24 protein-coding genes are annotated in these 24677 nt (G+C 70.7%); 9 read left to right on the top strand and 15 right to left on the bottom strand.

The window, feature by feature from the left end; genetic code table 11:
- Positions 1-17: 17 nt before the first annotated feature.
- From ACIGXW_RS31985 to ACIGXW_RS31970, 4 genes are all read right to left on the bottom strand, one after another.
- Positions 18-779: an SDR family oxidoreductase gene (locus tag ACIGXW_RS31985; protein ID WP_071964172.1), complete on the bottom strand. Its 762-nt coding sequence runs from the start codon at positions 777-779 to the stop codon at positions 18-20.
- A 17-nt stretch (positions 780-796) separates the two neighbouring features.
- Positions 797-1558, bottom strand: coding sequence for a 3-oxoacyl-ACP reductase FabG (gene fabG / locus ACIGXW_RS31980; protein ID WP_071964171.1), 762 nt, complete (start codon positions 1556-1558; stop codon positions 797-799).
- 149 nt (positions 1559-1707) lie between these two features.
- On the bottom strand, positions 1708-2100 hold the full coding sequence (locus ACIGXW_RS31975) for a DUF3037 domain-containing protein (RefSeq protein WP_071964170.1): 393 nt from the start codon (positions 2098-2100) through the stop codon (positions 1708-1710).
- Positions 2097-2921: a HipA family kinase gene (locus ACIGXW_RS31970; protein WP_399576573.1), complete on the bottom strand. Its 825-nt coding sequence runs from the start codon at positions 2919-2921 to the stop codon at positions 2097-2099. The genes ACIGXW_RS31975 and ACIGXW_RS31970 overlap by 4 nt, the downstream gene beginning before the upstream one ends.
- A 931-nt stretch (positions 2922-3852) precedes the next feature.
- On the opposite strand from ACIGXW_RS31970, the gene ACIGXW_RS31965 reads away from it, so the two are divergent.
- Together ACIGXW_RS31965 and ACIGXW_RS31960 are read left to right on the top strand one after the other, a co-directional pair.
- Positions 3853-4332, top strand: coding sequence for a hypothetical protein (locus tag ACIGXW_RS31965; RefSeq protein ID WP_399576441.1), 480 nt, complete (start codon positions 3853-3855; stop codon positions 4330-4332).
- Positions 4333-4533: 201 nt separating this feature from the next.
- Positions 4534-6438: a hypothetical protein gene (locus tag ACIGXW_RS31960; RefSeq protein WP_399576440.1), complete on the top strand. Its 1905-nt coding sequence runs from the start codon at positions 4534-4536 to the stop codon at positions 6436-6438.
- Between the two features lie 137 nt (positions 6439-6575).
- Here the strand turns inward: ACIGXW_RS31960 and ACIGXW_RS31955 are convergent, their stop codons facing one another.
- On the bottom strand, positions 6576-7442 hold the full coding sequence (locus ACIGXW_RS31955) for a polysaccharide deacetylase family protein (RefSeq protein ID WP_399576439.1): 867 nt from the start codon (positions 7440-7442) through the stop codon (positions 6576-6578).
- 34 nt (positions 7443-7476) lie between these two features.
- Here ACIGXW_RS31955 and ACIGXW_RS31950 point away from each other — a divergent pair, with 34 nt between their 5' ends.
- The 3 genes from ACIGXW_RS31950 (at position 7477) to ACIGXW_RS31940 (ending at position 10002) form a co-directional block, all read left to right on the top strand.
- A complete protein-coding gene (locus tag ACIGXW_RS31950) occupies positions 7477-7950 on the top strand; it encodes a polysaccharide deacetylase family protein (protein ID WP_399576438.1) in 474 nt (157 codons plus the stop codon).
- Between the two features lie 440 nt (positions 7951-8390).
- A complete protein-coding gene (locus ACIGXW_RS31945; protein WP_399576437.1) occupies positions 8391-9167 on the top strand; it encodes a polysaccharide deacetylase family protein in 777 nt (258 codons plus the stop codon).
- Between the two features lie 421 nt (positions 9168-9588).
- A complete protein-coding gene (locus ACIGXW_RS31940; protein WP_399576436.1) occupies positions 9589-10002 on the top strand; it encodes a Rieske (2Fe-2S) protein in 414 nt (137 codons plus the stop codon).
- Positions 10003-10057: 55 nt separating this feature from the next.
- On the opposite strand, the gene ACIGXW_RS31935 is transcribed toward ACIGXW_RS31940, so the two are convergent.
- The gene (locus tag ACIGXW_RS31935) at positions 10058-10702 is read right to left on the bottom strand and encodes a cysteine hydrolase (RefSeq protein WP_360910433.1); all 645 of its coding nucleotides are present in this window, start codon (positions 10700-10702) and stop codon (positions 10058-10060) included.
- A 128-nt stretch (positions 10703-10830) separates the two neighbouring features.
- On the opposite strand from ACIGXW_RS31935, the gene ACIGXW_RS31930 reads away from it, so the two are divergent.
- Entirely contained in the window at positions 10831-11298 is a 468-nt protein-coding gene (locus tag ACIGXW_RS31930; RefSeq protein ID WP_399576435.1) for a pyridoxamine 5'-phosphate oxidase family protein, read from the top strand.
- 251 nt (positions 11299-11549) lie between these two features.
- Here the strand turns inward: ACIGXW_RS31930 and ACIGXW_RS31925 are convergent, their stop codons facing one another.
- Positions 11550-12077, bottom strand: coding sequence for a hypothetical protein (locus ACIGXW_RS31925; RefSeq protein WP_399576434.1), 528 nt, complete (start codon positions 12075-12077; stop codon positions 11550-11552).
- A 198-nt stretch (positions 12078-12275) separates the two neighbouring features.
- Positions 12276-13181 carry a LysR substrate-binding domain-containing protein gene (locus ACIGXW_RS31920; protein WP_399576433.1) on the bottom strand — a complete coding sequence of 302 codons (906 nt, stop codon included), beginning with the start codon at positions 13179-13181 and terminating at the stop codon, positions 12276-12278.
- A 73-nt stretch (positions 13182-13254) separates the two neighbouring features.
- Here ACIGXW_RS31920 and ACIGXW_RS31915 point away from each other — a divergent pair, with 73 nt between their 5' ends.
- Positions 13255-14388, top strand: a complete 1134-nt coding sequence (locus tag ACIGXW_RS31915; protein WP_399576432.1) for a DMT family transporter — start codon at positions 13255-13257, stop codon at positions 14386-14388.
- A gap of 13 nt (positions 14389-14401) precedes the next feature.
- Here the strand turns inward: ACIGXW_RS31915 and ACIGXW_RS31910 are convergent, their stop codons facing one another.
- Complete coding sequence (locus ACIGXW_RS31910; protein WP_399576431.1) at positions 14402-15733, bottom strand: aminotransferase class I/II-fold pyridoxal phosphate-dependent enzyme; 1332 nt, start codon at positions 15731-15733, stop codon at positions 14402-14404.
- A gap of 35 nt (positions 15734-15768) precedes the next feature.
- Here ACIGXW_RS31910 and ACIGXW_RS31905 point away from each other — a divergent pair, with 35 nt between their 5' ends.
- Positions 15769-16482 (top strand): pyridoxamine 5'-phosphate oxidase family protein, encoded by a 714-nt coding sequence (locus tag ACIGXW_RS31905; RefSeq protein ID WP_399576430.1) that lies wholly within the window; start codon positions 15769-15771, stop codon positions 16480-16482.
- Here ACIGXW_RS31905 and ACIGXW_RS31900 read toward each other — a convergent pair.
- The 5 genes from ACIGXW_RS31900 to ACIGXW_RS31880 form a co-directional block, all read right to left on the bottom strand.
- Positions 16469-17383: a DMT family transporter gene (locus tag ACIGXW_RS31900; protein ID WP_399576429.1), complete on the bottom strand. Its 915-nt coding sequence runs from the start codon at positions 17381-17383 to the stop codon at positions 16469-16471. The genes ACIGXW_RS31905 and ACIGXW_RS31900 overlap by 14 nt on opposite strands.
- Before the next feature lie 453 nt (positions 17384-17836).
- Complete coding sequence (locus ACIGXW_RS31895; RefSeq protein WP_399576428.1) at positions 17837-18904, bottom strand: EamA family transporter; 1068 nt, start codon at positions 18902-18904, stop codon at positions 17837-17839.
- A gap of 143 nt (positions 18905-19047) precedes the next feature.
- Complete coding sequence (locus ACIGXW_RS31890) at positions 19048-19524, bottom strand: Clp protease N-terminal domain-containing protein (protein ID WP_399576427.1); 477 nt, start codon at positions 19522-19524, stop codon at positions 19048-19050.
- Between the two features lie 206 nt (positions 19525-19730).
- Positions 19731-22055 (bottom strand): glycoside hydrolase family 3 N-terminal domain-containing protein, encoded by a 2325-nt coding sequence (locus ACIGXW_RS31885; RefSeq protein ID WP_399576426.1) that lies wholly within the window; start codon positions 22053-22055, stop codon positions 19731-19733.
- A gap of 134 nt (positions 22056-22189) precedes the next feature.
- Positions 22190-22780 carry a PadR family transcriptional regulator gene (locus ACIGXW_RS31880; RefSeq protein ID WP_071964762.1) on the bottom strand — a complete coding sequence of 197 codons (591 nt, stop codon included), beginning with the start codon at positions 22778-22780 and terminating at the stop codon, positions 22190-22192.
- A gap of 193 nt (positions 22781-22973) precedes the next feature.
- On the opposite strand from ACIGXW_RS31880, the gene ACIGXW_RS31875 reads away from it, so the two are divergent.
- Complete coding sequence (locus tag ACIGXW_RS31875) at positions 22974-23789, top strand: PhzF family phenazine biosynthesis protein (protein WP_399576425.1); 816 nt, start codon at positions 22974-22976, stop codon at positions 23787-23789.
- 19 nt (positions 23790-23808) lie between these two features.
- On the opposite strand, the gene ACIGXW_RS31870 is transcribed toward ACIGXW_RS31875, so the two are convergent.
- A complete protein-coding gene (locus tag ACIGXW_RS31870; protein WP_399576424.1) occupies positions 23809-24666 on the bottom strand; it encodes a CPBP family intramembrane glutamic endopeptidase in 858 nt (285 codons plus the stop codon).
- Between the last annotated feature and the right edge of the window lie 11 nt (positions 24667-24677).

Here is a 24677-nt window from a genome sequence, read left to right as displayed (position 1 = left end):
GATCCCGTCAGACCCTGTCAGACCCCCGCGTTGAGGAAGAGCCCGCCGTCCACGACCAGGGTCTGGCCCGTGATCCAGCCCGCGGCGTCGGACAGCAGGAACGCCGCCGCGCCGCCGATGTCCTCCGGGACGCCCAGGCGCCCGAGCGGGTAGGAGGCCACGGCCTCCTGCTCGCGGCCTTCGTAGAGGACGGCGGCGAACTGGGTCTTCACCAAGGCCGGGGCGATGGCGTTGACCCGTACGCCCGGCGCCAGCTCGTGGGCGAGCTGCAGGGTGAGGTTGATCATGGCGGCCTTGCTGATGCCGTACGCGCCGACGAAGCGGGACGAGCCGAGACCGGCGACGGAGGCGATGTTGACGATCGCGCCGCCGTTCTCCTTCTGCCAGGCCTTGTACGTCTGCTGGGCGAACCCGAGCGCCGAGATGACGTTGGTCTCGAAGACCTTGCGGGCGACGCTGAGCTTGAGGTCGGCGATGGGGCCGAACACCGGATTGGTGCCGGCGTTGTTGACGAGGTAGTCCACACGCCCGAAGGCCTCCATGGCGCGCTCGACGGCCACGGCCTGGTGGTCCTCGTCGTGGGCCCTGCCCGCCACGCCGATGGCCTGCCGGTCGCCGAGCTTCGCCACGGCCTCCTTGAGGGCGTCCTCGTTGCGGCCGGTGATGACGACGCGGTCGCCGCGGGCCACGAGGGCCTCGGCGATGCCGTAGCCGATGCCCCTGCTGGCGCCGGTGACGAGGGCGACTCTTCCGGTGAGCTCCCGCTCCTGAACGGTCATGTCTGTCCGCCTTTCCGTCAGTTGAGGGGGCCGCCGGCCACGTACAGGACCTGGCCGGAGACGAAGCCGGCCTGCTCGCCGGTGAAGAAGGCGACGGCGTGGGCGATGTCCGCGGGCTCGCCGACGCGCTGCACCGGGATCTGGCTCGCGGCGGCGGTCTTGAAGTCCTCGAAGCTCATGCCCACCCGGGCGGCGGTGGCCGCCGTCATGTCGGTGGCGATGAAACCGGGCGCGACGGAGTTGGCGGTGATGCCGAACTTGCCGAGCTCCTTGGCGAGGGTCTTGGTGAAGCCCTGGATCCCGGCCTTGGCGGCCGCGTAGTTGGCCTGGCCACGGTTGCCGAGGGCCGAGCTGCTGGAGAGGTTGACGATCCGGCCGAAGCCGGCGTCCACCATGTGCTTCTGGCAGGCGCGCGACATCAGGAACGCACCGCGCAGGTGGACGTTCATGACGGCGTCCCAGTCGCTGTCGCTCATCTTGAACAGCAGGTTGTCGCGCAGCACGCCCGCGTTGTTGACGAGGATGACGGGGGCGCCCAGCTCCGCGGCGACACGGGCCACGGCGGTGTCCACCTGGGCGGAGTCGGAGACGTCGCAGCCGACGGCGAGGGCCGTGCCGCCCGCCGCCGTGATCGTCTCCACGGTCTCCGCGCAGGCCGCCTCGTCGAGGTCGAGGACGGCGACCGCGCGGCCCTCGGCGGCCAGGCGCACGGCGGTCGCGGCGCCGATGCCACGGGCCGCGCCCGTGACCAGGGCTACGCGCTGCTCGGTGGTGGACATGCGGGTTCTCCTCACCTCGAAGGCGGCTCTCCCGCCTTCGAACAGCGGGTGAGCAACCGCTTAGTAACGTCGGACGATCTCCGACGCTAGAAGCACCGCCACCCGCTGTCAACGCCTCGCGGCGCACCGCCTCCCGCGTGGCCCTCCGCTCACCTGACCAGCAGGTCGAGCAGGCGCTCGGACTCGCTGTCGGGGTCGGCGGTCAGTCCGGTGTGCACGGGCCCGGGCTGGACGATCGTGCTGCGCGGCGCGATCAGCCAGCGGAACCGCCGGCCGGCGTCGTCGCAGGCCGCCTGCCCGGCGCGCTCGCCGCCCGCGCAGACGCCTTCCACGGCGTGCAGCGCCGCGCGTACGCCCGCCACGTCCGCCGTGGGGTCGAGGGCCAGCAGCCGGGCCTCGTCCAGGTGGACGCGGGCGGCGACGTAGGACTTGGCCTGGCAGTAGACGACGACTCCGGCGTTGATCTGCTCCCCGCGCTCGACGCGTGGTACGACGCGCAGCAGCGCGTACTCGAAGACGTCGCGTCCGTTGTGGCGCGTCATTTCCCGGCCTTTCCGTTCAGCCTGACACGCACCCATTCCGGGGCCTGCGAGGGTTTGTCGGCGCTACGCTCGCCGACGGTGATGCGATCGCCGATGGTCGCCGCGCGATCGAGCAGGACCTCGACGTAGGCGCGGCGCAGGGCGTCCGGGCTGTCGAAGCCGGGCTCGTCCACGAGCCACTCGTCGGGCACGTCGGCGGCGACCTCGGTCAGCAGCTCGGCCGTGATGCGCGGGGCCAGCTCGGCCGCGGCGCCCGCGACGTCCGGGTCGAAGGAGGCGAGTACATGGTCGGAGGCGTCGTACGCCTTGCCGGCCGCGGCCGCCGCGCTCGGCCAGTTGTGGTGCCAGATCATGGTGGCGCCGTGGTCGATGAGCCACAGCCGGCCGTGCCAGACCAGCAGGTTGGGGTTGCGCCAGGAGCGGTCGACGTTGTTGATCAGCGCGTCGAACCAGACCACGCGCCCGGCCTCGGCCGCGTCGGTCTCGAAGGCGAGCGGGTCGAAGCCGAGGGCGCCGGGGAGGAAGTCCATCCCGAGGTTGAGCCCGCCGCTGGCCTTGAGGAGTGCCTGCACCTCGGGGTCCGGTTCGCCGCGGCCGATGACCGGGTCGAGCTGGATGGTGGCCAGTTCCGGCACCCGCAGCCCGAGGCGGCGGGCGAGCTGCCCGCAGATGACCTCGGCCACCAGCGTCTTGCGGCCCTGGCCGGCGCCGGTGAATTTCATGACGTACGTACCGAGATCGTCGGCCTCGACGATGCCCGGGAGCGAGCCGCCCTCACGCAGAGGCGCGATATAGCGAGTCGCAACAACCTCTTCCAGCATTTCCCAGGCCATCCGTCTCTTTAGCTTTGCAATCCACGGACCGCTTCGGAGGGGGCCAAGCAGTCCGTCGAGGACAGCGCGCCACTTGCTGCCAGCCTCCGGCATGAAGTGAGCATAGTAACCGAGGGTGATCGCGGGCGAGGAGTGAAACGGTCCGGGGGCCGTCTTCGCCGCGGGCGTATTGCACGAGGTCGTCGAGCAGGCCCTGGCGCCGGTGGGCTTCCTTCTCGGTGAGCAGGGCATCGAGGTGGTCCATCAGGTCGCTGCGCGCGGTGAGGGCCTGGTCCGGGGTGCCGGTAACTCGCCCCGGCTCCAGCGCCGCAATGGCCCGCAGCCGCGGATCCTCCTGCGCCGCGGGCGCCAGCCGACGCGTAGCCCCACTTTGGGCACTCATACCCGGCTGATAAGCAGGAGACCCACCAGTTTCGACTCGATATTGAGGACCGCCGTGTTGGCCAGGACTCAACGCGATCTGCAGTTCGATGATCCCCTGAAGTGGTCCCTCCAAGCCGGTCATCGCAGGTCGCAGGCGGGGCCATTTCAGAGCATCGTTCAACCAGAAACCAACCGGGGATCAGTTCCAGCCGTCATGGTACTCCAAACAAAAACCGCAGGACCGAGCCGGATAGATCGATCACCAGAGGGGTAGCAAACACACGAAGATCCTGGTGCACACGGTGGGCTACAAAAGGAGACTGAAGCCCTGGGCGACAAGGGTGACTCGTGCGCAGCTGGTCCTGGCGAAATGCGGCACGGCCTAGTGGGTTTATCGGCAGCCGGTGCACGTCCAGGCCGCCTCACGGTGTCAGGTGAGGGCGTCCGGCCACGAAACCCTCATCACCCTTGAGGCGGCCTCATTACGGCGAGAAAAATCATCCTCATTCATCAGGGGTGATTTTTCGTTCACCAAGAGGATTCCGGAGGAAATCTCATGACTTTTAAGAATATCTTCGACGGCGGCGGAAGTGAAGCCAAGTCCGCCCAAGAGTCCGCGCAAAAGGTATCCGAAACGATTCCCGGCGCCTGGCCCGAAAACAAAGGGGTCGATCCGGAGCTCTACGACGGCATTCCCGAAGCTGCGCGTGACCCGAAGATTGTGCGTGAGACGTCGCCCGAGGCGCTCAATATCATGAACAACTTCATCTCCCCCCTGTTCAAGAATACCCAGACGGCAGCCGCCACGCAGCGGGAAGCCAGCGAAAACCCCGAATCGACATCCGGTATGGCATCTTCGGCCAAGGATGAGGCATTCAAAAAGGTGAAGGTGGAGATCAGGGACAAAGACCGGCCGAAGATCAGCGAAGAAGACCGGCCGAAGATCAGCGACCAACAGCGAGAAGAATCGAGAAAGGATAACCAAAAGTCGGCCAACGACATCAAAAGGACCGACGATGGGCCGGCCAAGGGGTGAGGGCCGATTTGCGAGATAGCTCGAGGGTCGAAGAGCTGTTCAAAAGTCCCGCGTTCCGCGATCTGACCCTTGAGCAGGAACAACGGACTCGCCCGGCAGCCTGACGGGACGAGTTCGCATTCGATCACGCCAGGCTGGAAGCAGCTCACAAACAATCACTGACAGATCGTTCAGTTCTGCGACGCGAGGAGGCTGAAGAGCATGGGCGGCGCCACCAAAAACAACGTGAGTACAGCTCATCTGGGCGAACGATTTGTGCGCCACCCGCTGACAGGGCGAAACCTGAAGGAGCTCAAAATTGCCGACAAGGCCTCCGCGATCCTGGAGCGGGACAAGGATAAACTGAAGAGGAAGGCCGAAAAGAAATCTAAGGACGGAAAGGACCGGTATATCTCCCCTACCGGGTTCTCTTTGAACAAGGGGCGATTCGGTGACTTTCCCGAAGGGGAGGATGCGGCACACCAGCGTGGGTGGCGCGCCTACATGACGGTGGGTGTACCGCTTGTCGAAGAGCGAGGCGACATTGCACAGCCCCCTCCTGACGTGATCTCCAAGCAGACGTACGTCAATCGAACCGACCCCACCCCCACCAAATGGTCGCACACCGTCGAATTCTCGATTTCGAACACAATCAGCTGGTCGCTCCAGGGGCAGGTACAGCTCACCTTCGGGGCAAAAGCCATCGCATCACTGCAGCAGCAACTGCAGCAGAGCATGGCGTTGAACCAATCCCAGAAGACCACCCTGAAGAACAGCAAGGACAACCAGGGCGTCGACACGGAGTCTCAGTCACAAACGACAAGTACGACAACAGCCACGGGTACCGCCACGGGCACCGGGGAATTGTCGGCACAGCTGATGCTTGGGATCACTGCATCCGTCAGTGGTTCGTTGACCACTTCGTTCAAAACATCGTCCACGCTGAGCGGGGACGTTGCCAGCCGGGTAGATGTCCTGGCCACGCAGCGACGTCAGGTGAGAAGGTTCGACTACGAATTCCCTATCTCCTTCGGCGGATGGGTCGCTTTGTATTACCCCGAGCCGGTAGAGGTCAAGGAGACCCGCCCGGACGGCCCACAGGCCAAGGAACCGAAATACTCCAAGGTGATTGCGTGGAAACTCGGCGAGACCACGACCACGGATCCTTTCGACTTGACCGATGAAGGCAAGCCGTTCACGCAAAAAGGGGAGGCCGAGGTCGTCTCCACCCTCGCCGGGGTGCACGAGGTCTTCGAGCTTGAAAAGCTCAACTTCAATATGCAGCATCACCCTCTTCACAAGAGCAGCGGCGAAGAACAAGAGGGGGCGAAAAGGGCTCCTGACGAGCGCGCCACCGGCTTCGGAACGGCCGATGGCCTCGCGCTGGACCTGGTGAACCGAAAGGCGTACGTCACCGACCGCGCGGGCGGCAAGCTGCACAAGGTGGATCTCGCCGACGGCGACACGGACTGGGTCTTGGAGGGCTTGGGCCAAGTCAACGATGTGGCGCTGGACCTGCCGGGCGACATGGCCTACGTCGCAGACTGGAGCGGCAAGCGCCTGTTCACAGTGAACCTGTCCGACCGCTCCATCTCCCCGGTCACGGGCACCGAGGGCACGTTCGCGTACGGCGTCGCACTGGACCTGCCGGGTAACAAGGTCTATGTCACCGACGTCGAAAAAGGGCAGCTGATCGAGTTCAAGCTGAGCAATGGACGGGCGGAGAAGAAGCGCACCTGGGCCGTGCCGAGGGCTGCCGGAGTAGCCCTGGACAAGGGCAAGGCGTACATCGGCCAGTACGACAAGAGCGGGCTGTACGAGGTCGACCTGAAGGCGGATGGCGGCACCCCGCAAGCCGTCGCCACCAATCTCGGGAATGGCAGCGTCCGCGTAGCGCTGGATGGGGCGGTCAACGCGTACGTTTCCGACCCTGAGGGCAAGAAGCTGCATGAGGTCGTCGTGGCTGACGGCGAGGCCAAGGGCCATCAGCGCGTGGTGGCCGAGGATCTGGGCAGGGTTTGCGGCATCGGGCTGGACCGCGGCAAGGGCTCGATCTACGTCAGCAGCCGGGATGGCAAGCTGTTGCGGCTCTCCGGCGTGCTGCCCGAGGGCTCGGCAAAGCCGTAGCGTAGGGCCTTGTCTGCTCCACCTCTCCAACGTCGCCTCGCTCGAGGACGGACGCGGTCGGGTGGCGGAGTTCCACTACGCCGACACCGAGCTGCACGACCTCGACCTGGCAGTCACCCACCTGCCGGACGGCCGGATCAGTGGCTCAAGGCCCGGCGCACGCGGCTGGAGAAGCTCCGCGTCGGCTCCGTGGAGTTCTCCGGCTGCGACCTGGGCTCCTTGCAGTGCGAGCCCTGAGGGGCGTTGAGGAGGTCGCGCAGGTCGGTGATGTCGTAGCCGTGGGCCCGGATGGCTTCGATGAGCTGGGGCAGGGCGTCGGCGTCGAGGACGGTGTCCTGGCCGTGGGAACCAATGTGCATCTCGATGATGGCGCCGGGGCGGAGGGCGTCCAGGGCGCGTTGTACGACCTTTTGCACGGTCATTCCGCCGGCCGGGCCGAGGTAGCCGTTGGTGTCGGTAGTCCACTCGATGTCGGCGAAGCCCAGGGCGTTGACCTCGGCGATCTCGCGCGGTGTGGTGTCGCCGTAGGGGAAGCGGAAGAACGGCAGCGGGGTGGTGCCGGCGGCGGTGCGGATCGCCCGGTCCGCCCGGAGAACCTCGGCCGCGCGCTCGCCGGGTTGCAGGGTCTCGAAGTGCGGGTGGCTGTAGGAGTGGTTGCCGATCCCGTGTCCGGCCGCCGCGATGGCACGGGCGGCCTCCGGGTGGCGGTCGGCGAAGTCGCCGGTGAGGAAGAAGGTGGCCGGGGCGTGGTACCGGCGGAGCACCCTGAGCACCGTGTCGAGCCCCTCCGTCTCCCAGGCGGCGTTGAACGTCAGGGCCACCACGCGCTGCTGCGTGGGCATGGTGCGGTTCTCCGAGCCGAAGAGGGAGCACACCCCGGCGTGGCCGGTGACGGACCCGGGCGCGGCCGTGCTGCCACGTCCGGCGACGGCGGGGGCTGCCGGTGCCAGCACCGCGGCAGCCGCGATCGTGACGGCGATGACCGACCGCGCCGTCCTTCTCATTGCTGCAGGGTGGGGCACTGCTGTCGGGAGAGGCATGATCCGCACGTTATCGCCGGTGTGGTCGGCGGGCGGCCATGCTGGAGCGGTGCCGACCAGCAATCGACCTGCGTTTACCCGTCGTTGGCTCCTAGCGGCCTCCGGCACGGCCCTGGTGGCGCCGCTCCTCGGCGCGGATCCCGCCTCCGCGACCAGCGCCGGCGCAGGGAACGGGCGGCCTTCCGGGCCCGACCACCACGTAGCTGCCGGACCGAAGACGCTCGCCCTGACCTTCACCGATGGCCCCAATCCCCTCTACACGCCGGAGGTACTGGCCGTCCTGGCGCGGTATCGCATTCGGGCGACCTTCTTCATGATGGGCGCCAATGTGGCCAAGTACCCTCACATCGCACGGCAGGTCGCCGATGCGGGGCACACACTGAGCAATCACACGTGGACCCACCCCAACCTCGACCATCTGCCGTCCACCTTCCCCAACTGCTGCATTCCGGCTACCGGTTCACCACCGTGACGGCGGAGTGCTCATACGGGTGATGCCCGAATGACGGTGGGTACGGCCGGGCAGCTCTGTGATTGCCTCCGGCCCGTCTCCATCCCGTGAGCCAACCACCCCACCGAACAAAGGGAAGTACGTCATGCGTCGCCTCGCACTTGCCGTCCTCGGCACCTCCGTCCTCCTCGGGGGCGCTCGTCGCGCCGGCCCACGCCCTCGACGACGGAAGCCAGACCTCGGGCGGCATGGTCGGGCAAGTTCTCGGCTTGGTGGACAACCAGGGTGAGAACCTCGTGACCGTCGTCAACGGCCAGGGGGACGACGTCGCGACGATCGGCAGCCAGGTCGGCGGAGAGCTCTGACCTCCTGCCGGCACCCATCCAGCCGTCCGTCATCACCTGTGACCAAGAGAAGTGGCTGAGGAATACGTGAACAAGGCTTTCCACGAACCTGGTCGGATGGGCGCACCGTCCAGGAGGACTCTGCTGCGCCTGGGGTTCGCCGCCGGCGCGGCCGCCCTGGCGACAGCCACCCTCGCCCAAGGGACCGTCCAGGCGGCAGCCGCCGGCCGGGGAGCGGCAGCCCGGCGCTCCGCGCCCGCGGACCTGGCGGGCCAGGACGTCACCAGGGTGCCCATCGCCGAAAAGAAGGTAGCCCTGACCTTCGACTGCGGCAGCACCCCGGACGGCGTCGACAAGGTCCTCGCGACCCTCGGTGAGCACGGGCTCCCCGCCAACTTCTTCATGACCGGGCGCTTCGCCTCGGACAACGGGGCCGTCGCCCGGCGCATCGCCGCCCACTACCCGGTGGGCAACCATTCCATGACGCACCCCGCGTTCCCCAAGCTCACCCACGACCGGCGACTGCGGGAGATCCGGTCGGCCGCCGATGCCATCGACAAGGCCACCGGACGTCCGCCCGTGCCGCTCTTCCGCTTCCCCTTCGGCGAGGTCGACCGGCAGAGCATCGCCGACGTCAACGACGAGGGATACGTGTGCGTCCGCTGGACCGTCGACACCTGCGGCTGGAAGGGCAATTCCGGTGGCGCCACCACCGACACCGCCATCGCCCGCGTCATGAAAGCCCTCACCCCAGGCGCCATCATCCTCATGCACGTGGGAACCACCAGCCCCACGGACCCCTCGACGGTCGACGCCACCGCACTGCCCTCCCTCATCCAGGCCATCAGCGACCAGGGATACGGATACACCTCGCTCCACACCCTCCTTACCTGAGGCGTGTGCTGTGGCGCAGCCCCCGGTCCAGGGTTCCCGCGCGGGCCGCCCCGCCGAGAATTAGCGCCCGCTTCCCGGAAGGCGCCGAACCAGTCGGCAGCCAACGCAAGGGGGCCGCCCATCAGGGCACCGTCCGGCACGGTGTCGGCGAGCATCCAGTGCCGTGGAGTCCATCGGCTCAGCTGTTTCGGAGCTCTCCATCCACTGCAGTCACCCAGCGTGCCATGGGCAGCGGTGACTTTCGTACCTCCGCTACCCACGACGGAGGTACTCCCTGGGGAGAATCGATCGTCGGCGTCGACGATCCCGTGACGTCGGGGAGCATCGCCCCAGGTTACTCAGTCGTTGAACGACGCGGGCGCGCGAACCGTATGGCTCCTCGAACCAGCCGACTCCTGGAACGAACAGCGAGGGATCGATCATGACGCATTCGTCACCCGCCCCGGCCGGAGCGACCCGGCGCACCGTCGTCGCGACGGCCGGGGTCGCCTCTCTGGCCGCCGTGCTCGCCGCGTGCGGAGGTTCCGGGGGCGAGAAGAAGGGCGAGAGCGAGGCCCTGGCCCGGACCGCGGACATTCCGGTGGGCGGCGGGAAGGTGTTCCCGGACCGGAAGGTGGTCGTGACCCAGCCGACGAAGGGGCAGTTCAAGGCGTTCTCGGCGGTCTGCACGCACCAGGGGTGCCTGGTGAAGGAGGTGACGAACGGGACCATCGTCTGCCCCTGTCACGGCAGCACGTTCTCCATCGAGGACGGCAGCGTGCGCAAGGACCCGGCGACCAAGCCTCTGCCGCCGGAGCAGATCTCCGTCAGCGGCGACTCCTTGACGCTGGGCTGATCGACGCTGGGCTGACCCCGGGCCGAGCGGCGTACGAACGGTCCGCCGCACCCGCTCAGCGCTGCCGCCGCCGGTGCCGCCAGTCGCGCAGGAGGGCTTCGGTCGTGGTGACGGTGGCGACGAGCGAGAGGGTGTGGCGGACCATGGCCGCCGTGTACTCGGCGGGCACTCCGGCGATGGCGTCGGAGGGGACGACGGCGGTGTAGCCGAGGTTGACGGCGTCGAAGACGGTGTTCGGGATCGCGACGTTGGCGGAGACGCCCGCGACGATCAGGGTGCGGCAGCCGATGTTGCGCAGCAGGGCGTCCACGCCGGTGCCGGCCAGCGGCGAGAGGCCGTGCAGCCGGCGGACGACCAGGTCGCCGTCGCCGACCGGGACGGGCTCGGCGACGCGGACGGCGAGGGTGCCGGTCAGCTGCTGGACGGGCAGGCGTTCGGCGGCGCGGAAGAGGTGGGCGTTGCGGCTGGCGCCGCGGCCGTCGGGGCGCCGCTCGGCGATGGCGTGCACGACCTGGATGTCCGCCTGGTGCGCCGCGGCGACGAGGCGGGCGACGTTGACCAGCGCTCCGGAGGCGCGGGCGACGGCGGCGAGCTCGGGCAGGGCGCTGTCGGGGCCGACGACGCCGCGCTGGCACTCAACGGTCATCAGCACGGTGGTTGCCGGGTCGAGCCCCTCGGCGGGCTGGTCCTGCGGCGCCATGGTGCTCCCTCGTCGGGTCCGGCACGGGTGGGGTCCGGGCGCGTGAGGGTAGCGGGCATTGCGCGGCGGGGGAAGAGGACCCATCCTTTCTGACAGACAGTCAGCTTCCGGAGGGCGGGTGATGGACGATGGCCGTCACACAGCGGCGGGGCCGCCGGATCATGATGGATCCGGCGGAGCTGGACGCCTTCCTCACCGCGCAACGCACCTGCCGGGTGGCGACGGCGGGCCGTGACGGGCGGCCGCACGTCAGCGCACTGTGGTTCGTATGGGACGGGCGGGCGCTGTGGCTGTACTCCCTCACCCGCAGCCGGCGCTGGGCCGACGTACGACGCGATCCGCGCCTCGCGGTCATCGTCGACGACGGCCGTGAGTACGGGGAGCTGCGCGGGGCGGAGCTGTCCGGCACCGCGGAGAGCGTCGGCGAGGCACCGCGCCGGGGCGAGGCGTGCCCCGCCCTGGAGACGCCGGAACGGCTGTTCGCGGCCAAGTACTTCGACCTGGACGCGATGCCCCACGACGGCCGCCACGCCTGGCTGCGGCTGACGCCGCAGAGCGTGCTCTCGTGGGACTTCCGCAAGCTGCGGGGAGGGTGACGGGGGGCGTGGGCTGATGCCGGGCAGGCCCGGGCAGGCGCCAGGCACGGGCACCCGTCAGGTATGGGCCGGCACTGGGCACGGCACCCGTCAGGCCGGGCCTCCCCTAGTGTCTGTCCGGTGAGTCGGACCGGGCCCTGGGCTACCACCTGGTGTGGCTTGCCGACGTCATCCGGGCAGTTGGCCAGGACACCCCCGGCTAAGGGCTGCCGGTGGGTTATACCGGACCCATCGGACAGGCCCTAAGAGGGTCAGCACGGCACGTCGATCTGGTAGGTGCGCTCGCCCGAGTTGATGTCATTGTCACTGCCGGTCCAGTACGGCCCGCTTTGATGGAAGTTCAGGGTGACGGTGGCCGCGCCGCACTCGCTGGCCGGCAATTGCCCTCCGCCGGCCCAGCCGTCGCGGGACTCCTGGCGGAGAGAGGCCGAGTAGGTCGCCGTCTGGCCATCCTTGCTCACGGCGCCCTCGGCCCTCCATTGGGCTGGGTAGCTCGCGCTTGCGTTGTACCAGGCGCTGCCCCAGTAGTAGCTGTTGTTGTGGGTGCTCACCCGCACCTCTGGGGGTCCACCGTCTTCGAAGTGCAGACACGCCTGTACTTCGGCGTAGGTGTACTGGCCCCCACCGTAGAAGCCTTCTTGCGAGCCGCAGTAGTCGCCCGGCGGTACGGCAGCGGCGCGGTGTTCTGCGGCCGTGGCGGTAGTGGCGAAGAGGGAGCCGGACACCGTCAGGACCGCGATGACGGGCTTCCAGAGGCGTCTGATCACCGATCGAGCCATTCCAGGGCCTCCACTCGCTTGCGCCCCCTCGCTCCGGGAGCAGTGCCAGAACAGCGGGACTTGCCAACACTGAACAGACCTCCCGCAAGCACTTCACCCGATCGGATGCGCCGCGCCTCACCTGGACTCACTCAAAGCCCACCCGACTCCTGATGACTGCCCAACGGGTCGGCTCTCGCAGGACCCACCGGACAGCCTCTAGACGCCGACGGCCGCGCCGGCCGCTCGGAGGGCCTCGACCGCCGCGCGGATCGAGGGCCTGCGGTCGGCGTCCGCGCGCCAGATCGCGAAGACGTGGCGGCACATCGTCGGTTGTACGCGCACCACGCGCACCCCCTCCGGCACCGGGCCGCGTCCCAGGCGGGGCGCGACGGCGACGCCCAGGCCCGCGCCGACCAGGGCGAGCTGGGTGGGGTGCTCGTCGGCCTTGTGCGAGATGCGGGGCTCCACGCCCTTGCCGCGCAGCGTGAACAGCAGCCAGTCGTGGCAGAACTCGCCCTTGGGCCAGGAGATCCACTCGTCCTCGGCGAAGTCCTCCAGCGCGACCTGCTCCCGGTCCGCGAGCGGGTGGTCGGCCGGGACCGCGACATCGACGCGGTCGTCGAGCAGCGGGGCCTTGACGAGCTCGTCCGGCACCGGCAGCGGCTTGTTGTACCAGTCGAGGACGATGGCCAGGTCGATGTCGCCGCGCATCACCCGGGGGACGGCCTCGTCCTGCTCCATCTCCTCCAGCCGCACCCGCAGCTGCGGGTGCTCGCCGCGCAGCCCGACGAGCGCCGCCGGGAACAGGCCGCGGGCCGCCGTGGGGAAGGCACCCAGCAGGAGCTCCCCGACGGCATGGCCGCGCTGGGCCTCCAGGTCGGCCTGGGCCAGCTCCACCTGCGAGAGGATGCGCGAGGCGTGGTCGGCGAGCAGCCGGCCGGCATCGGTGAGGCGCACCCCGCGGCCGTTCTTGGCGAGCAGCTGCTGGCCCGCCTCGCGCTCCAGCTTGGCCAGCTGCTGCGAAACCGCGGACGTCGTCACATGCAGTCCGTCCGCCGCGCCGCTGACGGAGCCATGACGGGCGACGGCATCGAGGGTACGCAGGCGCTCGAGGTTCAACATATAAGCGATGCTACGCGATGGTGCCCACAATTATTTGCTTGTTCTAATCCGTACGAGGCTGCATCGTAGTCACATGAGCACCAGCGCCACACCCAAAACGACATCCGCCCCTTCCGTCACAGACGCCCCTGCCGGTCAGGGGCGTTCGCCGGTGGACTGGCGGATCCGCTTCGGCGCGCTCGCCCTCATCTGGGGCTTCAGCTTTCTGTTCATCAAGCTCGGCACCGACGGCTACGCCCCGGCGTATGTCTCCTTCGGCCGGATGCTCTTCGGCACGGCAGTGCTCGCCGTGGCGATGGCGGTCAAGCGGCAGCGGCTGCCGCGCTCCCCGCGCATCTGGGCCCACCTGACCGTGGCGGCCTTCCTCCTCAACTCCCTGCCGTTCACGCTCTTCGCCTACTCCGAGCTGACGATCCCCTCCACCCTGGCCGGCATCTGCAACGCCACGACCCCGCTGTGGGGCATGGTGCTCTCCCTCGTGGCACTGTCCGAGGACCGCCCCACCCGGCGCCGCTTCGCCGGGCTCGGCCTCGGCTTCGCCGGCGTCCTCATCGTGCTCGGCGCCTGGCAGGGCTTCTCGGGCCAGGACACCGCGGGCACGGTGATGGCGCTTATCGCCTCCGCCAGCTACGCCGTCGGCTGGATCTACGTCCGGCGCACGCTGTCCGGCACGGGCGACTCCAATCTGTCGCTGTCCGGCGCCCAGCTGCTCGTGGGCACCGTCCAGCTGGCGATCGCCGCCCCGGTGTTCAGCCCCCTGCCGACCTCCTTCCCCGTGCTGCCACTGCTGGCCGTCGTCGCGCTCGGCGCGCTGGGCACCGGCTTCGCCTTCCTCATCCAGTACGGCCTGGTCGCCGAGGTCGGGCCGACGACCGCCACCCTGACGACCTACTTCATCCCGGTCGTCGCGACCGGGGCCGGCGTGGTCCTCCTGGGCGAAGACCTCACCTGGAACACCCCGGTCGGCGCCCTGATCGTGCTGGCCGGCGCGGCCCTCACCCAGAGCAGGGCGAGCGCCCCCGCCAAGACCGTCCGCTCCCGGACCCTCCGGACGGGCACGAGCACGACGGACAAGGCAGACGAGACGGGCGGGACAGACGGACCGGGCGAGACCGGCGCGGACCGGACCGGATCGGCTCCGGCCGCCACGGACCCGCTCGGCGCCGCCCGGACCCCGGCGGCCCGGGCCGAGTCCGCCCAGTCGTAGCGCCCCGCCGGGGTCAGTCGTAGCGCCCCGCCGGCACCGGTACGGTCGCGGCCGCCAAGGCGTCCGCGACCTTCCCTATCTCGTCCATCGTCAAGCCGGAGACGGTCAGACGAACTCCGGGCGCCGAGGCCACCCGGAAGCGCGCGCCCGGCGCCACCGCCCACCCCGCCTGCAGCAGCCGCGTCACCGCCCCCGTCTCGTCGGGCACGGGCAGCCACACATTCATCCCGCTGCGCCCGTGCGCCTCGATCCCCCGCTCCCGCAGGGCCCGCACGAGGGTGTCCCGGCGCCGCCCGTACGCGCGCGCCACCGCGACGGCGTCCACGGCCCCGGTGCGCCATAGATACAGCACGGCGTCCTGCAGCACATGGCTCACCCACCCGTGCCCCAGCCGCTGGCGCCCACGCACCCGGTCCACGGTCACGGCGTCGCCCGTCAGCATCGCGAGCCGCAGGTCGGGGCCGTACGCCTTGGCGACGGAACGCACCAGCGCCCAGTGGGCAGTGACGCCGGCCAGCGGGTGCAGCGGAAGGTCGACGATGCCATGGCCGTGGTCGTCCTCGATGAGCAGCACATGGGAGTGGCGCGCGAGGACGGCCCGCAGCTCGCGGGCGCGCGCCTCGCCGACGGCTGCTCCCGTGGGGTTCTGCGCCCGGTCGGTGACGACCAGGGCCCTGGCTCCTTCCCGCAGCGCCCGCTCGGTGTCCTCGGGCAGGGGACCGTCGTCGTCGACCGCGACGGGGACCACCCGCAGGCCGAGCGCGGGCACGAGGTCCAGGAGACTGCCCCAGCCCGGATCCTCCACCGCCACGGCGTCCCCGGGCCGCAGGTGCGCGGTCAGCAGCCGCTCGATCCCGTCCAGCGCCCCCGAGGTGACCGCCACCGGCCCCTCGGGCACGCCGTCCTGCGCGAACATCGCCCGGGCCATGCGCTCGAGCTCCGTGTCGACCGCCGGCGCGCCGTACAGCACCGGATCACGGCGGGCCCGCTCCGCGGCCGCCGCGAGCGCCTCGCCCAGCGGGGGCAGCAGCGCCGGATCGGGGTTGCCGGCGGAGACGTCGCGCACCCCCTCCGGCGCCTCCACACGGATCAGTTCGCGCGGCGCGGTGGCCGGGCGCTGCCGCACCCGGCTCCCCCGCCGCCCCGACGTCTCGATCACCCCGCGGTCGCGCAGCGTGCGGTACGCGGCCGCCACGGTGTTGGGATTGACGCCCAGCTCCACCGCCAATTCCCGCATGGGCGGCAGCAATTCGCCCGGCGCGAGCCTGCCGGCCCCCACCGCGCGCTCCACGCTCGCGGAAATGTCCGCTGCGCGACGACCCTCGATCCGATACTCTCCTAGCACAAACACGAGTATGCACTAGTGCAATGGAGAGCGCAATGCCTTCTTCCACGGTCGTCGAGCAGTCCTCCGGGGCCGGCGAGCAGTCCTCCGGCGCCGGGCAGTACGAGCGGACCGAGCGCACGATCCCCACCCGTGGCCGCGACCGGGCCTCCTACGACCGCGAGAGCATCCACGCGATACTCGACGCGGGCTACGTCTGCCACCTCGGTTTCGTCCGCGACGGCGCCCCCGTCGTCCTCCCGACGCTCTACGGACGCGTCGGGGAGCGCCTGTACGTCCACGGTTCGACCGGCTCGCGGCCGCTGCGCGCCGCCGGGCAGGCGGAGGAGCCGGGGATGCCCGTGTGCATCACGGTCACCCACGTCGACGGCCTCGTCCTGGCCCGCTCCGCCTTCCACCACTCCCTCAACTACCGCTCGGTGGTGGTGCAGGGCAGGGCCCGCAGGGTCACCGACGAGGCCGAGCTGACCGCCGCCCTCGACGCGCTGGTGGAGCAGGTCGTGCCGGGCAGGGCGGCGGACTCCCGCCCGGCGTCGCCGAAGGAGCTGGCCGCGACGGCCGTGCTGTGTGTCGACCTCACCGAGGTGTCGGCCAAGGCCCGGGTGGGCGGCCCCAACGACGACGCCGAGGACCTCGCCCTCCCCCACTGGAGCGGCGTCGTCCCCGTGACGACCACGTACGGCGCCCCGGTCCCGGCCGACGACCTCGCCCCCGGCATCCCCGTACCGGCCTACCTCACCGGTCTCTGAGCACGTCCGCCCGCGCGGGGGCCGCCGAGTCGCGCGCCTCCGCACAGGTCAGCACGCCCACCGCGCTCAGCAGAACGGCCGTGCCGACCGCGGTCGCGGCGGTCAGGCGCTCCCCCAGCAGGGCCACCGCGATGACCGCGGCCGTGACCGGCTCCAGCAAGGTGATCACCGTGACCGTCGTACCCCGCACCGCCGCGAGCCCCGCGAAGAACAACGCGTAGGCCAGCGCGGTCGGCACCGACACCAGGTACCCCAAGAGCCCCAGAGTGCGCCCCAGTTCATGCGTCTGGGGCCACAGCCCCTCGGCCGCGGCGAGCGGCAGCAGGCACACCGTGCCGACGCCGAACGACGTCAGAGTCGTCGTGAACGGATTCGAGCCCCTGCCCTGGTGGCCGAGGAACCGCGTGTAGAGGGTGATCACCGCATAGCCCGCCGCCGACAGCAGCGCCATGGCGACTCCCGCCGGGCGCACCGCGCCCCCGCCGTCGCCGCCGAGCATCAGCACCGCCAGGCCTGCGAGCGCGCCGGAGACGGCCAGCCTGCCGCCCGTACCGAGCCGCTCGCCCATCAGCACCATGCCGCCGAGCGCCACCATCACGGGCGCGGCCCCCAGCGTGACGACGGTGCCGACCGCGATGCCCGTCCCGTCGACCGCGGCGAAGTAGGCGGCCTGGAAGACGGCGAGGCCGGCGCCGGTGATCGCGATCCGCGTCACCCGTCGCCACATCGGCTCCGCTGGGCGCCCTCCGCGCGGGCAGCCCCGCCGCAGAACGCGGACGGCCCAAAAGGCCAGCAGGAGGGCGAAACCGCCGGCAGTGCGCCAGAAGCTGAGGGCGAGAGGGCCGAGGCCACTGGCATCGAAGACCACGGCGGCCACCGGTCCGGAGGTGCCCCACGCCACGGCCGCGAAGGTGACGTAGGCCAGCCCGCGGCGTACGGACAGGCCCGTGGACGTGCGGCCGGCCGGGCCGGTGGCCGGACCGCCGGAATGGCCGGTGGCCGGCCCGCCGAGGGCCGGGCCCGACGATGACGACAGTCCGGATGACGACAGTCCGGATGACGACGGACCGGATGACGACGGACCGGTAGATGAGAGACCGGTGGTTGAGGAACCGGTGGATGACAGACCGGCCGATGACGACAGACCGGTGGCCGGCCCGCCCGAAGAAGGGCAGGCCGGAAGAGAGGTGTGGTGCACGACTGTTCTCCCGCGGAAGACATGAATGATCGCTTGGTCCGTCTGCGGGCAGCGGCGATCAGCCCGGGAGCTCGTCCCGGGCCCGGTCCTCCGGGAAGCGGCCGCCCGCGCTACGCGGCGGGAGGCGGCAGAACAGTCATCGGCATGATCGTCAGCCTAGGCCGAACGGGTTCCCCCGGACAACTCCCGCCCGGCGGCCATCTCCGCGGCCATCTCCGCGGCCGCCTCCGCGGCAACACCCGTGTCCATGCACGCGGCCACACCCACATCCGCCCCGGCTCCCGCGCCTCCCCCGGCCACGGGCGTCGCCGACGCCTCCTTGGGCGTGGAGCGCTGCGCGATGAAGGCCCCTGTCAGCACGATCGCGCCACCCAGGATCTGGGGAACGGAGAGGTGCTCCCCCAGCAGCACCCAGGCCAGCACGCAGGCGATAACCGCCTCCAGGCAGGCGACGACGCCGGCGACCTGCGGCGAAAGCCGGCGTACGGACAGCACTCCGGTGAGGTAGGCCGCCACCGTCGCGACCAGGACGAGCCAGCCGACCAGCAGCGCGGCCGGTACCCGCATGTCGTTCATGCCGGTACTCCCGGCGAGCACTGCCCAGTCCAGGTTCCAGGGCATGGCCACGGCGGTGAGCAGGACGGCGCCGACGAGCAGCCCGTAGGCGATCACTCCGATCGGGTCGACGGGGTCCTCGCCGTCGCCGCCGTGGTCGGACAGGATGAAGTAACCGACCTGGCAGAACGCCGCGCACAGCGCCAGCAGCAGGCCCACGGCGTCGAAAGTCAGCCCCGACCAGACCTGCACGACGCAGGCGAGCCCGCCCACGGCGAGCACCACGCCCACGGCCGCGGCCCGGCTCACCGGCCGCCGCTGGACGAACCGCACCCAGCCCAGCACGAGCGCCGGCGCGAGGTACTCGACCAGCATGGCGACGCCGACCGGGATCCGGGATATCGCCGCGAAGTAGCAGGCCTGGACGCCCGCCACGGCGAGCAGCCCGAAGCCGGCGAGGAGCGCGGGGCGCCGCGTCACCAGGGCGCGGTGGCGCCAGGCGACGGGCAGCAGGACCAGGGCCGCGCCGGTCGCCCGCAACCACACCACATGGAGGGGGTCCAGGCCCGCTTCGATCAGCGGCTTGGCCGCGACACCCGATCCACCGAACGCGAGCGCGGACACCAGGGCGAGGCCCAGACCGGCGCTTTTTCTTGGAGACGCTTGCATCGCTGCATCATGGCAGCAACAGACAGGACCGTCACCCTTTTTGGTCCTGGCAGATTCACCCCTGTTCGACGAACCACCACGTACCACCCTGGATCCGACACGGAGACATGGGCCGGCCACAACCCGCCCGCGCAGGCGACGACTCAGCCGCACTCGGAGTGATTGCCCGCGTCCATCAGCGCGCCATCCACACACGCACCATCCACACACGCGGCGAGCAGGCCCGCATCGACGCCGGCCCGCTGCAGGACGTCGACGGCCCGGCAGCGGGGGTCGCGTACCAGCGCCGCGAGCAGGTCCGTGCCGTGTACGCGCCCCGCGCCGCGCGCGTGAGCCCGGGCGTACGCCTCCCGCATGGCGCCGGCGGCGGCGGGCGACCAGCCGGGCATCGTGCCACCGGTCAGGGCGGGCAGGCGGCCGGAGTCCTCCACCGTGCCGCTCCAGCGCAGCCCGTAGCCGATGGTGCGCTGGACGAGATAGCCGAGCAGCCGGGCGACCTGGGCCGGCCCGCCGGGAAAGGCGCCCCGCGCGGCGGGGTCGGCCTCGAGCAGCGTGTGCAGCAGATGGGCGGTGTCGATCTGCCGGTCGCCGTCGCGTGCGGCGCGCCTGCGGGCACCCATGACCGCCGAGGCGAGTTCCGTGCTGAGCGGAGTCCCGCCCGCGGCCCCGGTCCATCCGGTGTCAGGTGTACGGCTTTGCACCCTGCTACCCCATCAGTCCCATGTGATGAGAGCATCCCCGGAGAGTTGCATTCACACATCCGACGCCGGTCGGGTATACGACGCGGGTTCCTCATCCTCAAGAAGGACGAGTGACGCATTTCGTCTCAGGGGCGCGCGTTTCCCGCCGGTTCGCCCGGGGTGACGTCCAGTGTGGCCGTGCGCTCCCCGGCCGTGAAGACGTACGCCCCCTGTTCGACGCGCGGCGTCCCCGCGCCGTCGAGGTCGCCCGGGGTCACCGCGAGCGCGCTCGGTGGGACGGTGAGCCGTACCGTGTCCGACTGCCCGGCCTTCAGATGGATCCTGGCGAACGCCACCAGCTTCCGTGGCGGGGCGAGGACGTCGCTGACGGGCCGGGAGACGTAGACCGGTACGACGAGGTCGCCGTCGCGCGCACCGGTGTTGCTCACCTTCACCGTCACCCCTACCTCGCGGCCCGCGGGCACGGAGGACGCCGCGAGGGCGATCGAGTCGAAGCGGTAAGTCGTATAGGAGAGCCCGTCGCCGAAGTCGTACGCCACGTCGTGCGCGGATTCCGCGCCCGCGTTGGTTCCGGGCAACTGCTGGTAGTACAGCGGTTCGTTGCCCGTCCTCCGGGGCCAGGACACGGGGAGCCGTCCGCGGGGGTTCACCTTGCCGAAGAGCACGTCGGCGATCGCGTGGCCGCCCTCGGTTCCCGGCAGCCAGGACATCAGCAGCCCGTCCGTGCCGGCCGCCTCCCCCAGGACCAGTGGTCGGCCTGCGATCACGACGACCACAACCGGGCGGCCGCTCGCCCTCAGTGCCGACACCAGCGCCTGCTGGTCCGCGGCAAGTTCGGGCCGGGGACTGTCGGCCTCGCCCTCGGCCGCGGCCTTCTCCCCGACCACGACGACCGTCACATCGGCGGTACGGGCCTCCCGCGCCGCCTGTGCGGTGTTCCCGGCATGGACGACGCGGGTGCCGTCGGGTGCGGCCGCCTTGATGCCCTCGAGCACGGTGGTGCCCTCGAGCTTCACCCCTGCGGGCACCCGGTGCCAGCCGACGGTCCAGCCGCCCGCCTGGTCCACGATGTCGTCCGCGAGGGCTCCGGCGACCACGATCCTCCGTGCGGACGGCCCGATCGGCAGGACGTTCTTGCCATGGTGCTTCTCATTGCGCAGCAGGACCTGCGACGCGGTGGCGGCGCGCCGGGCCAGTTCACGTCCCGTCCCCACGATTTCGGTGTTTGCGCGCTCGGCGTCGACAAATGGTCGCTCGAAGAGTCCGAGGTCGAACTTCAGCCGCAGCACGCGCCCGGCGGCCTCGTCGATCCGCTCCCGCGACACGAGGCCGGCCCGTACCGCGCCGCGCAGGCCCTCGGTGAACTCGCGCACCTCGTAGGGTTCCATCGCCATGTCGACGCCCGCGTTGACCGCGAGGGCGATCGCGTGCGGATAGTCCGCCGCCACCTTGTACTTCGTCCACAGGGCGCGGACGTCCTGCCAGTCGGAGACCGTGACGCCGGTAAAGCCCCACTGCCGGCGCAGCACCGTCGTCAGCAGATGGCGGGAGGCGGTCGCCGGTACGCCGTTGAGGGCTCCGGAGTTGACCATCACGGTCTTCGCCCCGGCGTGGATCGCGGTGCGGTAGGGCGCGAGGAGGGTGTCCTGGAGGTAGCGCGGGGAGACGTCGGCGGGCACCCGGTCGTGGCCGTTGGCGGGTTCGGAGTAGCCGCCGAGGTGCTTGACCGTGGAGGCGACCTTTTTGGCGCCGGCGGCACTCTCGGTGCCTCGCACCGCGGCGGCGGCCAGCGCGCCCGCGAGCAGCGGATCCTCGCCGAAGGTCTCGTAGTAGCGCCCCCAGCGCCGGTCGCGGGCGAGGTCGGCGACGGGGGTGAAGTTCCAGTCCATGCCGGTGGCGGCGACCGCGCGGGCGGTGGTGTCGGCGACGGCGCGCACGAGCGTGGGGTCCCAGGCGGCGGCGAGGCCGATCTGGTGGGGGAAGACGGTGGCGCCGAGGACGTTGTTGTGGCCGTGGACGGCGTCGACGCCGTAGAGCACGGGAACGCGCAGCCGGCTGTGGTCCAGGGCGTACTTCTGCACCCCGTTGACCATGCGGGCCCAGTCGCCCGGTGTGTTGCGCGGCGGTCCCATGCCTCCGCCGGAGAGCACGGAGCCGACGGCGTGGTCGTCGAGCACGCTCTTCAGGCATGCCCGGCTCAGCTCGCCGCCGCTCTCGTGGCAGTCGCCCTGCAGCCGGACCACGGCGATCTGGGCCATCTGCCCGATCTTCTCGTCGAGCGTCATACGGCGCAGCAGGTCACGCGTCCGCTCGTCCGGATCGGCGCGGGCGTCGCGGTAGAGCGGCTGCGCGTCGCCGACGCCGACGGGGACGCCGAGGGGAGCGGCCGCGCAGACGGCGAGGGCGGTGAGCGCGACCGCGGCGTGCCGTCGGCGCGTACGCAGGGCCATGGGGGGCTCCGTTCCGATCGGATCCGGAACCGGAGTCTGCTCATGCCCCGCGACCCGGTCAAGGAACGCGGCGGGGCCCACGGAATACCGATTCCGTGGGCCCCGCCATTTCCGGTGCGCCAGTCCTCGTCGCCTCAGTCCTCGTCGGCGAGGATCAGGTACATCTTCTTCCGCGCGTCGTTGACGACGGCGAGGGCCTTCTCCCGCTGCTCGGGGCTGCCGGTCCGCCAGACCTGGACCAGAGCTTCCATGAGGCCGGAACCGGCCTGCCGGATCTCCATCGCGCCCTCCCAGTCGGCGCCGCGCCCGACGTCCTCCCAGGGGGTCTGCGGGCCCGCGTCGGCCTCGGCGCGGCCGTCGGAGGTGAGCGTGAACAGCTTCTTGCCGCCCTCGCTCTCGCTGACGATCAGGCCTTCGTCCTCCAGCATCTGCAGCGTCGGATAGACGGAGCCGGGGCTCGGCTTCCAGCTGCCGCCGCTGCGTTCGGCGATCTCCTGGATCATTTCGTAGCCGTGCATCGGGCGGTCCTTGAGCAGCGCCAGGATCGAGGCCCGTACGTCGCCGCGCCGCGCCCTGCCGCCCCTTCCGCCGCGCCCGCGGCCGCCCATGGGCGGGCCGCCGAACGGCGGGCCGAAGGGGCCGAAGGCGCGCCGGCCTCCGAAGCCCTGCGGGCCGGCGCCGGAGCGGAGTCCGCGGTGTTCATGACCGTGTCCATGGAAACGCATTGCGTCCCTCCAATCATTGATCGGTCGCGATATCTCAACGATATATCGGAACCGATCGGATGACAAGAGAGGCCGACCGGGTCAGCAAGATCACGCAGGCACCGCGGCAGGGGCCGTCCCGGGCCCGCACCCGGGCCACCTCTCGCCAATTGGCTCTGGCCTGCGGCTTTTACGGGCGCCTACGGTCACCGCCATGCGGATTCGAATCGTCGACGCCTTCACCGACCGTCCCTTCGCCGGCAACCCCGCGGGAGTCCTGCTCCTGGAAGCCGGCGCCTTCCCCGACGACGTCTGGCTGCAGCACGTCGCCAGGGAGGTCAACCACGCCGAGACGGCCTTCGCCCACCGGCTGCCGCCCGGCTCCGACGCCGACTGGGCGCTGCGCTGGTTCACGCCCGCCACCGAGGTCGACATGTGCGGCCACGCCACGCTCGCCACGGCCCATGTCCTGCGCACCACGGGCGCCGCCACCGGCACCGTGCGCTTCGCCGCACGCTGCGGCATCCTCACCGCGACGGCGCACGAGGACGGCTCGATCACCCTGGACTTCCCGACCGCGCCGCTCACCGCGGTGGCCGCGCCCGACGGGGTGGCCGAGGCCCTCGGCGCCACGCCGCTGAGCACGCACGACACCGGACCGCACATCGGCGACCTCGTCATCGAGCTCGCCGACGAGAAGACCGTACGGGCCCTGTCCCCCGACATCCCCGCGCTCGCCCGGCACTCCCGCCGGGGCATCATCGCCACCGCCCCGGCCGAGGACCCCGGCCGCGGCTACGACTACATCTCGCGCTGCTTCTTCCCGAACGTCGGGATCGACGAGGACCCCGTCACCGGCAGCGCGCACACCGCGCTGGCGCCCTTCTGGTCCGCCCGCCTGGGCCGCGAGGAGCTCACGGGCCTTCAGGCGTCCGCCCGCAGCGGCCTCGTCCGCACCACGCTGCGCGGCGACCGGACGCTGCTGACCGGGTCCGCCGTCACCGTCATCGACGGCGAGCTGCTGGCATAAACAGCCACCAGGGGACGGGTCAGGCCGTGGGCAGCCAGCCCACCTTGCCGGCGAGCAGCGCGTAGCCGACGAAGGCCACGATGTCGATCAGCGCGTGCGCGGCGACCAGCGGCCCGACCCGCCCCCACCGCCGGTAGAGCAGGACGAAGAGCACGCCCATCGCCATGTTGCCGACGAAGCCGCCGATCCCCTGGTAGAGGTGGTACGAGCCGCGCAGCACCGCGCTCGCCGCCAGCGCCGCCGCCGGCGTCCAGCCCAGCTGTCCCAGCCGGCGCAGCAGATAGCCGACGACCACGACCTCCTCCAGCACCGCGTTCTGCAGGGCCGAGGCGATGAGCACGGGAATCTTCCACCACACGTCGGGCAGGTTCTCCGGCACCACGGTCAGGTTGAATCCGGCCGCCCGCGCGAGGAGGTAGAACGCCAGCCCCGTGCCGCCGATGGCCGCGGCCAGGCCCGCTCCCCGGCTGAGGTCGAAGGCGGGCCGCTCCCGGTCGAAGCCGATGACGCGCAGCGTCCGGCCCTCGCGCATCAGCAGGTACGCCACCAGGAAGACGGGCACGAGCGCGGTGGCGATGCCGAAGAGCTGCCAGGCGAGGTCGAGCCAGGGCCTGCCGGGCGCGTGCGAGGCGTTGAGGGTGGCGGCCTGGTCCTTGAGCCCGCCCGGCCTGGTGGCCGCCCCGACAAAGCTGATCAGCGACGACACGCCGCTGGCCCCGAGCGAGAGCGCCAGGACGATCAGCAGCTCCGCGCGCAGCGTCCGCCGCGGCAGTGTGCCGTCGCCGCCCGGCAGCCCGGCCGGGGCCTCCGGCCGGGTACCCGCGCCACCGTCTGGAGCGTTCCGCCGCACTGTCGTCTCCCGTCTGGCCGCCGTCATCACCGTCGTAC

Origin of the sequence: Streptomyces sp. NPDC053079, assembly GCF_044546695.1 — a bacterium.
In the GTDB taxonomy this organism is placed as follows: Bacteria; Actinomycetota; Actinomycetes; order Streptomycetales; family Streptomycetaceae; genus Streptomyces.
This window is presented reverse-complemented; position numbering and strand designations above follow the sequence as displayed.

What these genes read in the sequence shown, in the direction of transcription:
- ACIGXW_RS31870 (WP_399576424.1), bottom strand. Translation starts at nt 24,666, where the DNA reads ATGACGGCGGCCAGACGGGAGACGACAGTGCGGCGGAACGCTCCAGAC.
- ACIGXW_RS31930 (WP_399576435.1), top strand. Translation starts at nt 10,831, where the DNA reads ATGGCCGTCACACAGCGGCGGGGCCGCCGGATCATGATGGATCCGGCG.
- ACIGXW_RS31960 (WP_399576440.1), top strand. Translation starts at nt 4,534, where the DNA reads ATGGGCGGCGCCACCAAAAACAACGTGAGTACAGCTCATCTGGGCGAA.
- ACIGXW_RS31975 (WP_071964170.1), bottom strand. Translation starts at nt 2,100, where the DNA reads ATGACGCGCCACAACGGACGCGACGTCTTCGAGTACGCGCTGCTGCGC.
- ACIGXW_RS31880 (WP_071964762.1), bottom strand. Translation starts at nt 22,780, where the DNA reads ATGCGTTTCCATGGACACGGTCATGAACACCGCGGACTCCGCTCCGGC.
- ACIGXW_RS31950 (WP_399576438.1), top strand. Translation starts at nt 7,477, where the DNA reads ATGATCCGCACGTTATCGCCGGTGTGGTCGGCGGGCGGCCATGCTGGA.
- ACIGXW_RS31925 (WP_399576434.1), bottom strand. Translation starts at nt 12,077, where the DNA reads ATGGCTCGATCGGTGATCAGACGCCTCTGGAAGCCCGTCATCGCGGTC.
- ACIGXW_RS31935 (WP_360910433.1), bottom strand. Translation starts at nt 10,702, where the DNA reads ATGGCGCCGCAGGACCAGCCCGCCGAGGGGCTCGACCCGGCAACCACC.
- ACIGXW_RS31895 (WP_399576428.1), bottom strand. Translation starts at nt 18,904, where the DNA reads ATGCAAGCGTCTCCAAGAAAAAGCGCCGGTCTGGGCCTCGCCCTGGTG.
- ACIGXW_RS31875 (WP_399576425.1), top strand. Translation starts at nt 22,974, where the DNA reads ATGCGGATTCGAATCGTCGACGCCTTCACCGACCGTCCCTTCGCCGGC.
- ACIGXW_RS31970 (WP_399576573.1), bottom strand. Translation starts at nt 2,921, where the DNA reads ATGCTGGAAGAGGTTGTTGCGACTCGCTATATCGCGCCTCTGCGTGAG.
- ACIGXW_RS31920 (WP_399576433.1), bottom strand. Translation starts at nt 13,181, where the DNA reads ATGTTGAACCTCGAGCGCCTGCGTACCCTCGATGCCGTCGCCCGTCAT.
- ACIGXW_RS31885 (WP_399576426.1), bottom strand. Translation starts at nt 22,055, where the DNA reads ATGGCCCTGCGTACGCGCCGACGGCACGCCGCGGTCGCGCTCACCGCC.
- ACIGXW_RS31890 (WP_399576427.1), bottom strand. Translation starts at nt 19,524, where the DNA reads ATGGGTGCCCGCAGGCGCGCCGCACGCGACGGCGACCGGCAGATCGAC.
- ACIGXW_RS31965 (WP_399576441.1), top strand. Translation starts at nt 3,853, where the DNA reads ATGACTTTTAAGAATATCTTCGACGGCGGCGGAAGTGAAGCCAAGTCC.
- ACIGXW_RS31985 (WP_071964172.1), bottom strand. Translation starts at nt 779, where the DNA reads ATGACCGTTCAGGAGCGGGAGCTCACCGGAAGAGTCGCCCTCGTCACC.
- fabG (WP_071964171.1), bottom strand. Translation starts at nt 1,558, where the DNA reads ATGTCCACCACCGAGCAGCGCGTAGCCCTGGTCACGGGCGCGGCCCGT.
- ACIGXW_RS31945 (WP_399576437.1), top strand. Translation starts at nt 8,391, where the DNA reads ATGGGCGCACCGTCCAGGAGGACTCTGCTGCGCCTGGGGTTCGCCGCC.
- ACIGXW_RS31955 (WP_399576439.1), bottom strand. Translation starts at nt 7,442, where the DNA reads ATGAGAAGGACGGCGCGGTCGGTCATCGCCGTCACGATCGCGGCTGCC.
- ACIGXW_RS31940 (WP_399576436.1), top strand. Translation starts at nt 9,589, where the DNA reads ATGACGCATTCGTCACCCGCCCCGGCCGGAGCGACCCGGCGCACCGTC.
- ACIGXW_RS31905 (WP_399576430.1), top strand. Translation starts at nt 15,769, where the DNA reads ATGCCTTCTTCCACGGTCGTCGAGCAGTCCTCCGGGGCCGGCGAGCAG.
- ACIGXW_RS31915 (WP_399576432.1), top strand. Translation starts at nt 13,255, where the DNA reads ATGAGCACCAGCGCCACACCCAAAACGACATCCGCCCCTTCCGTCACA.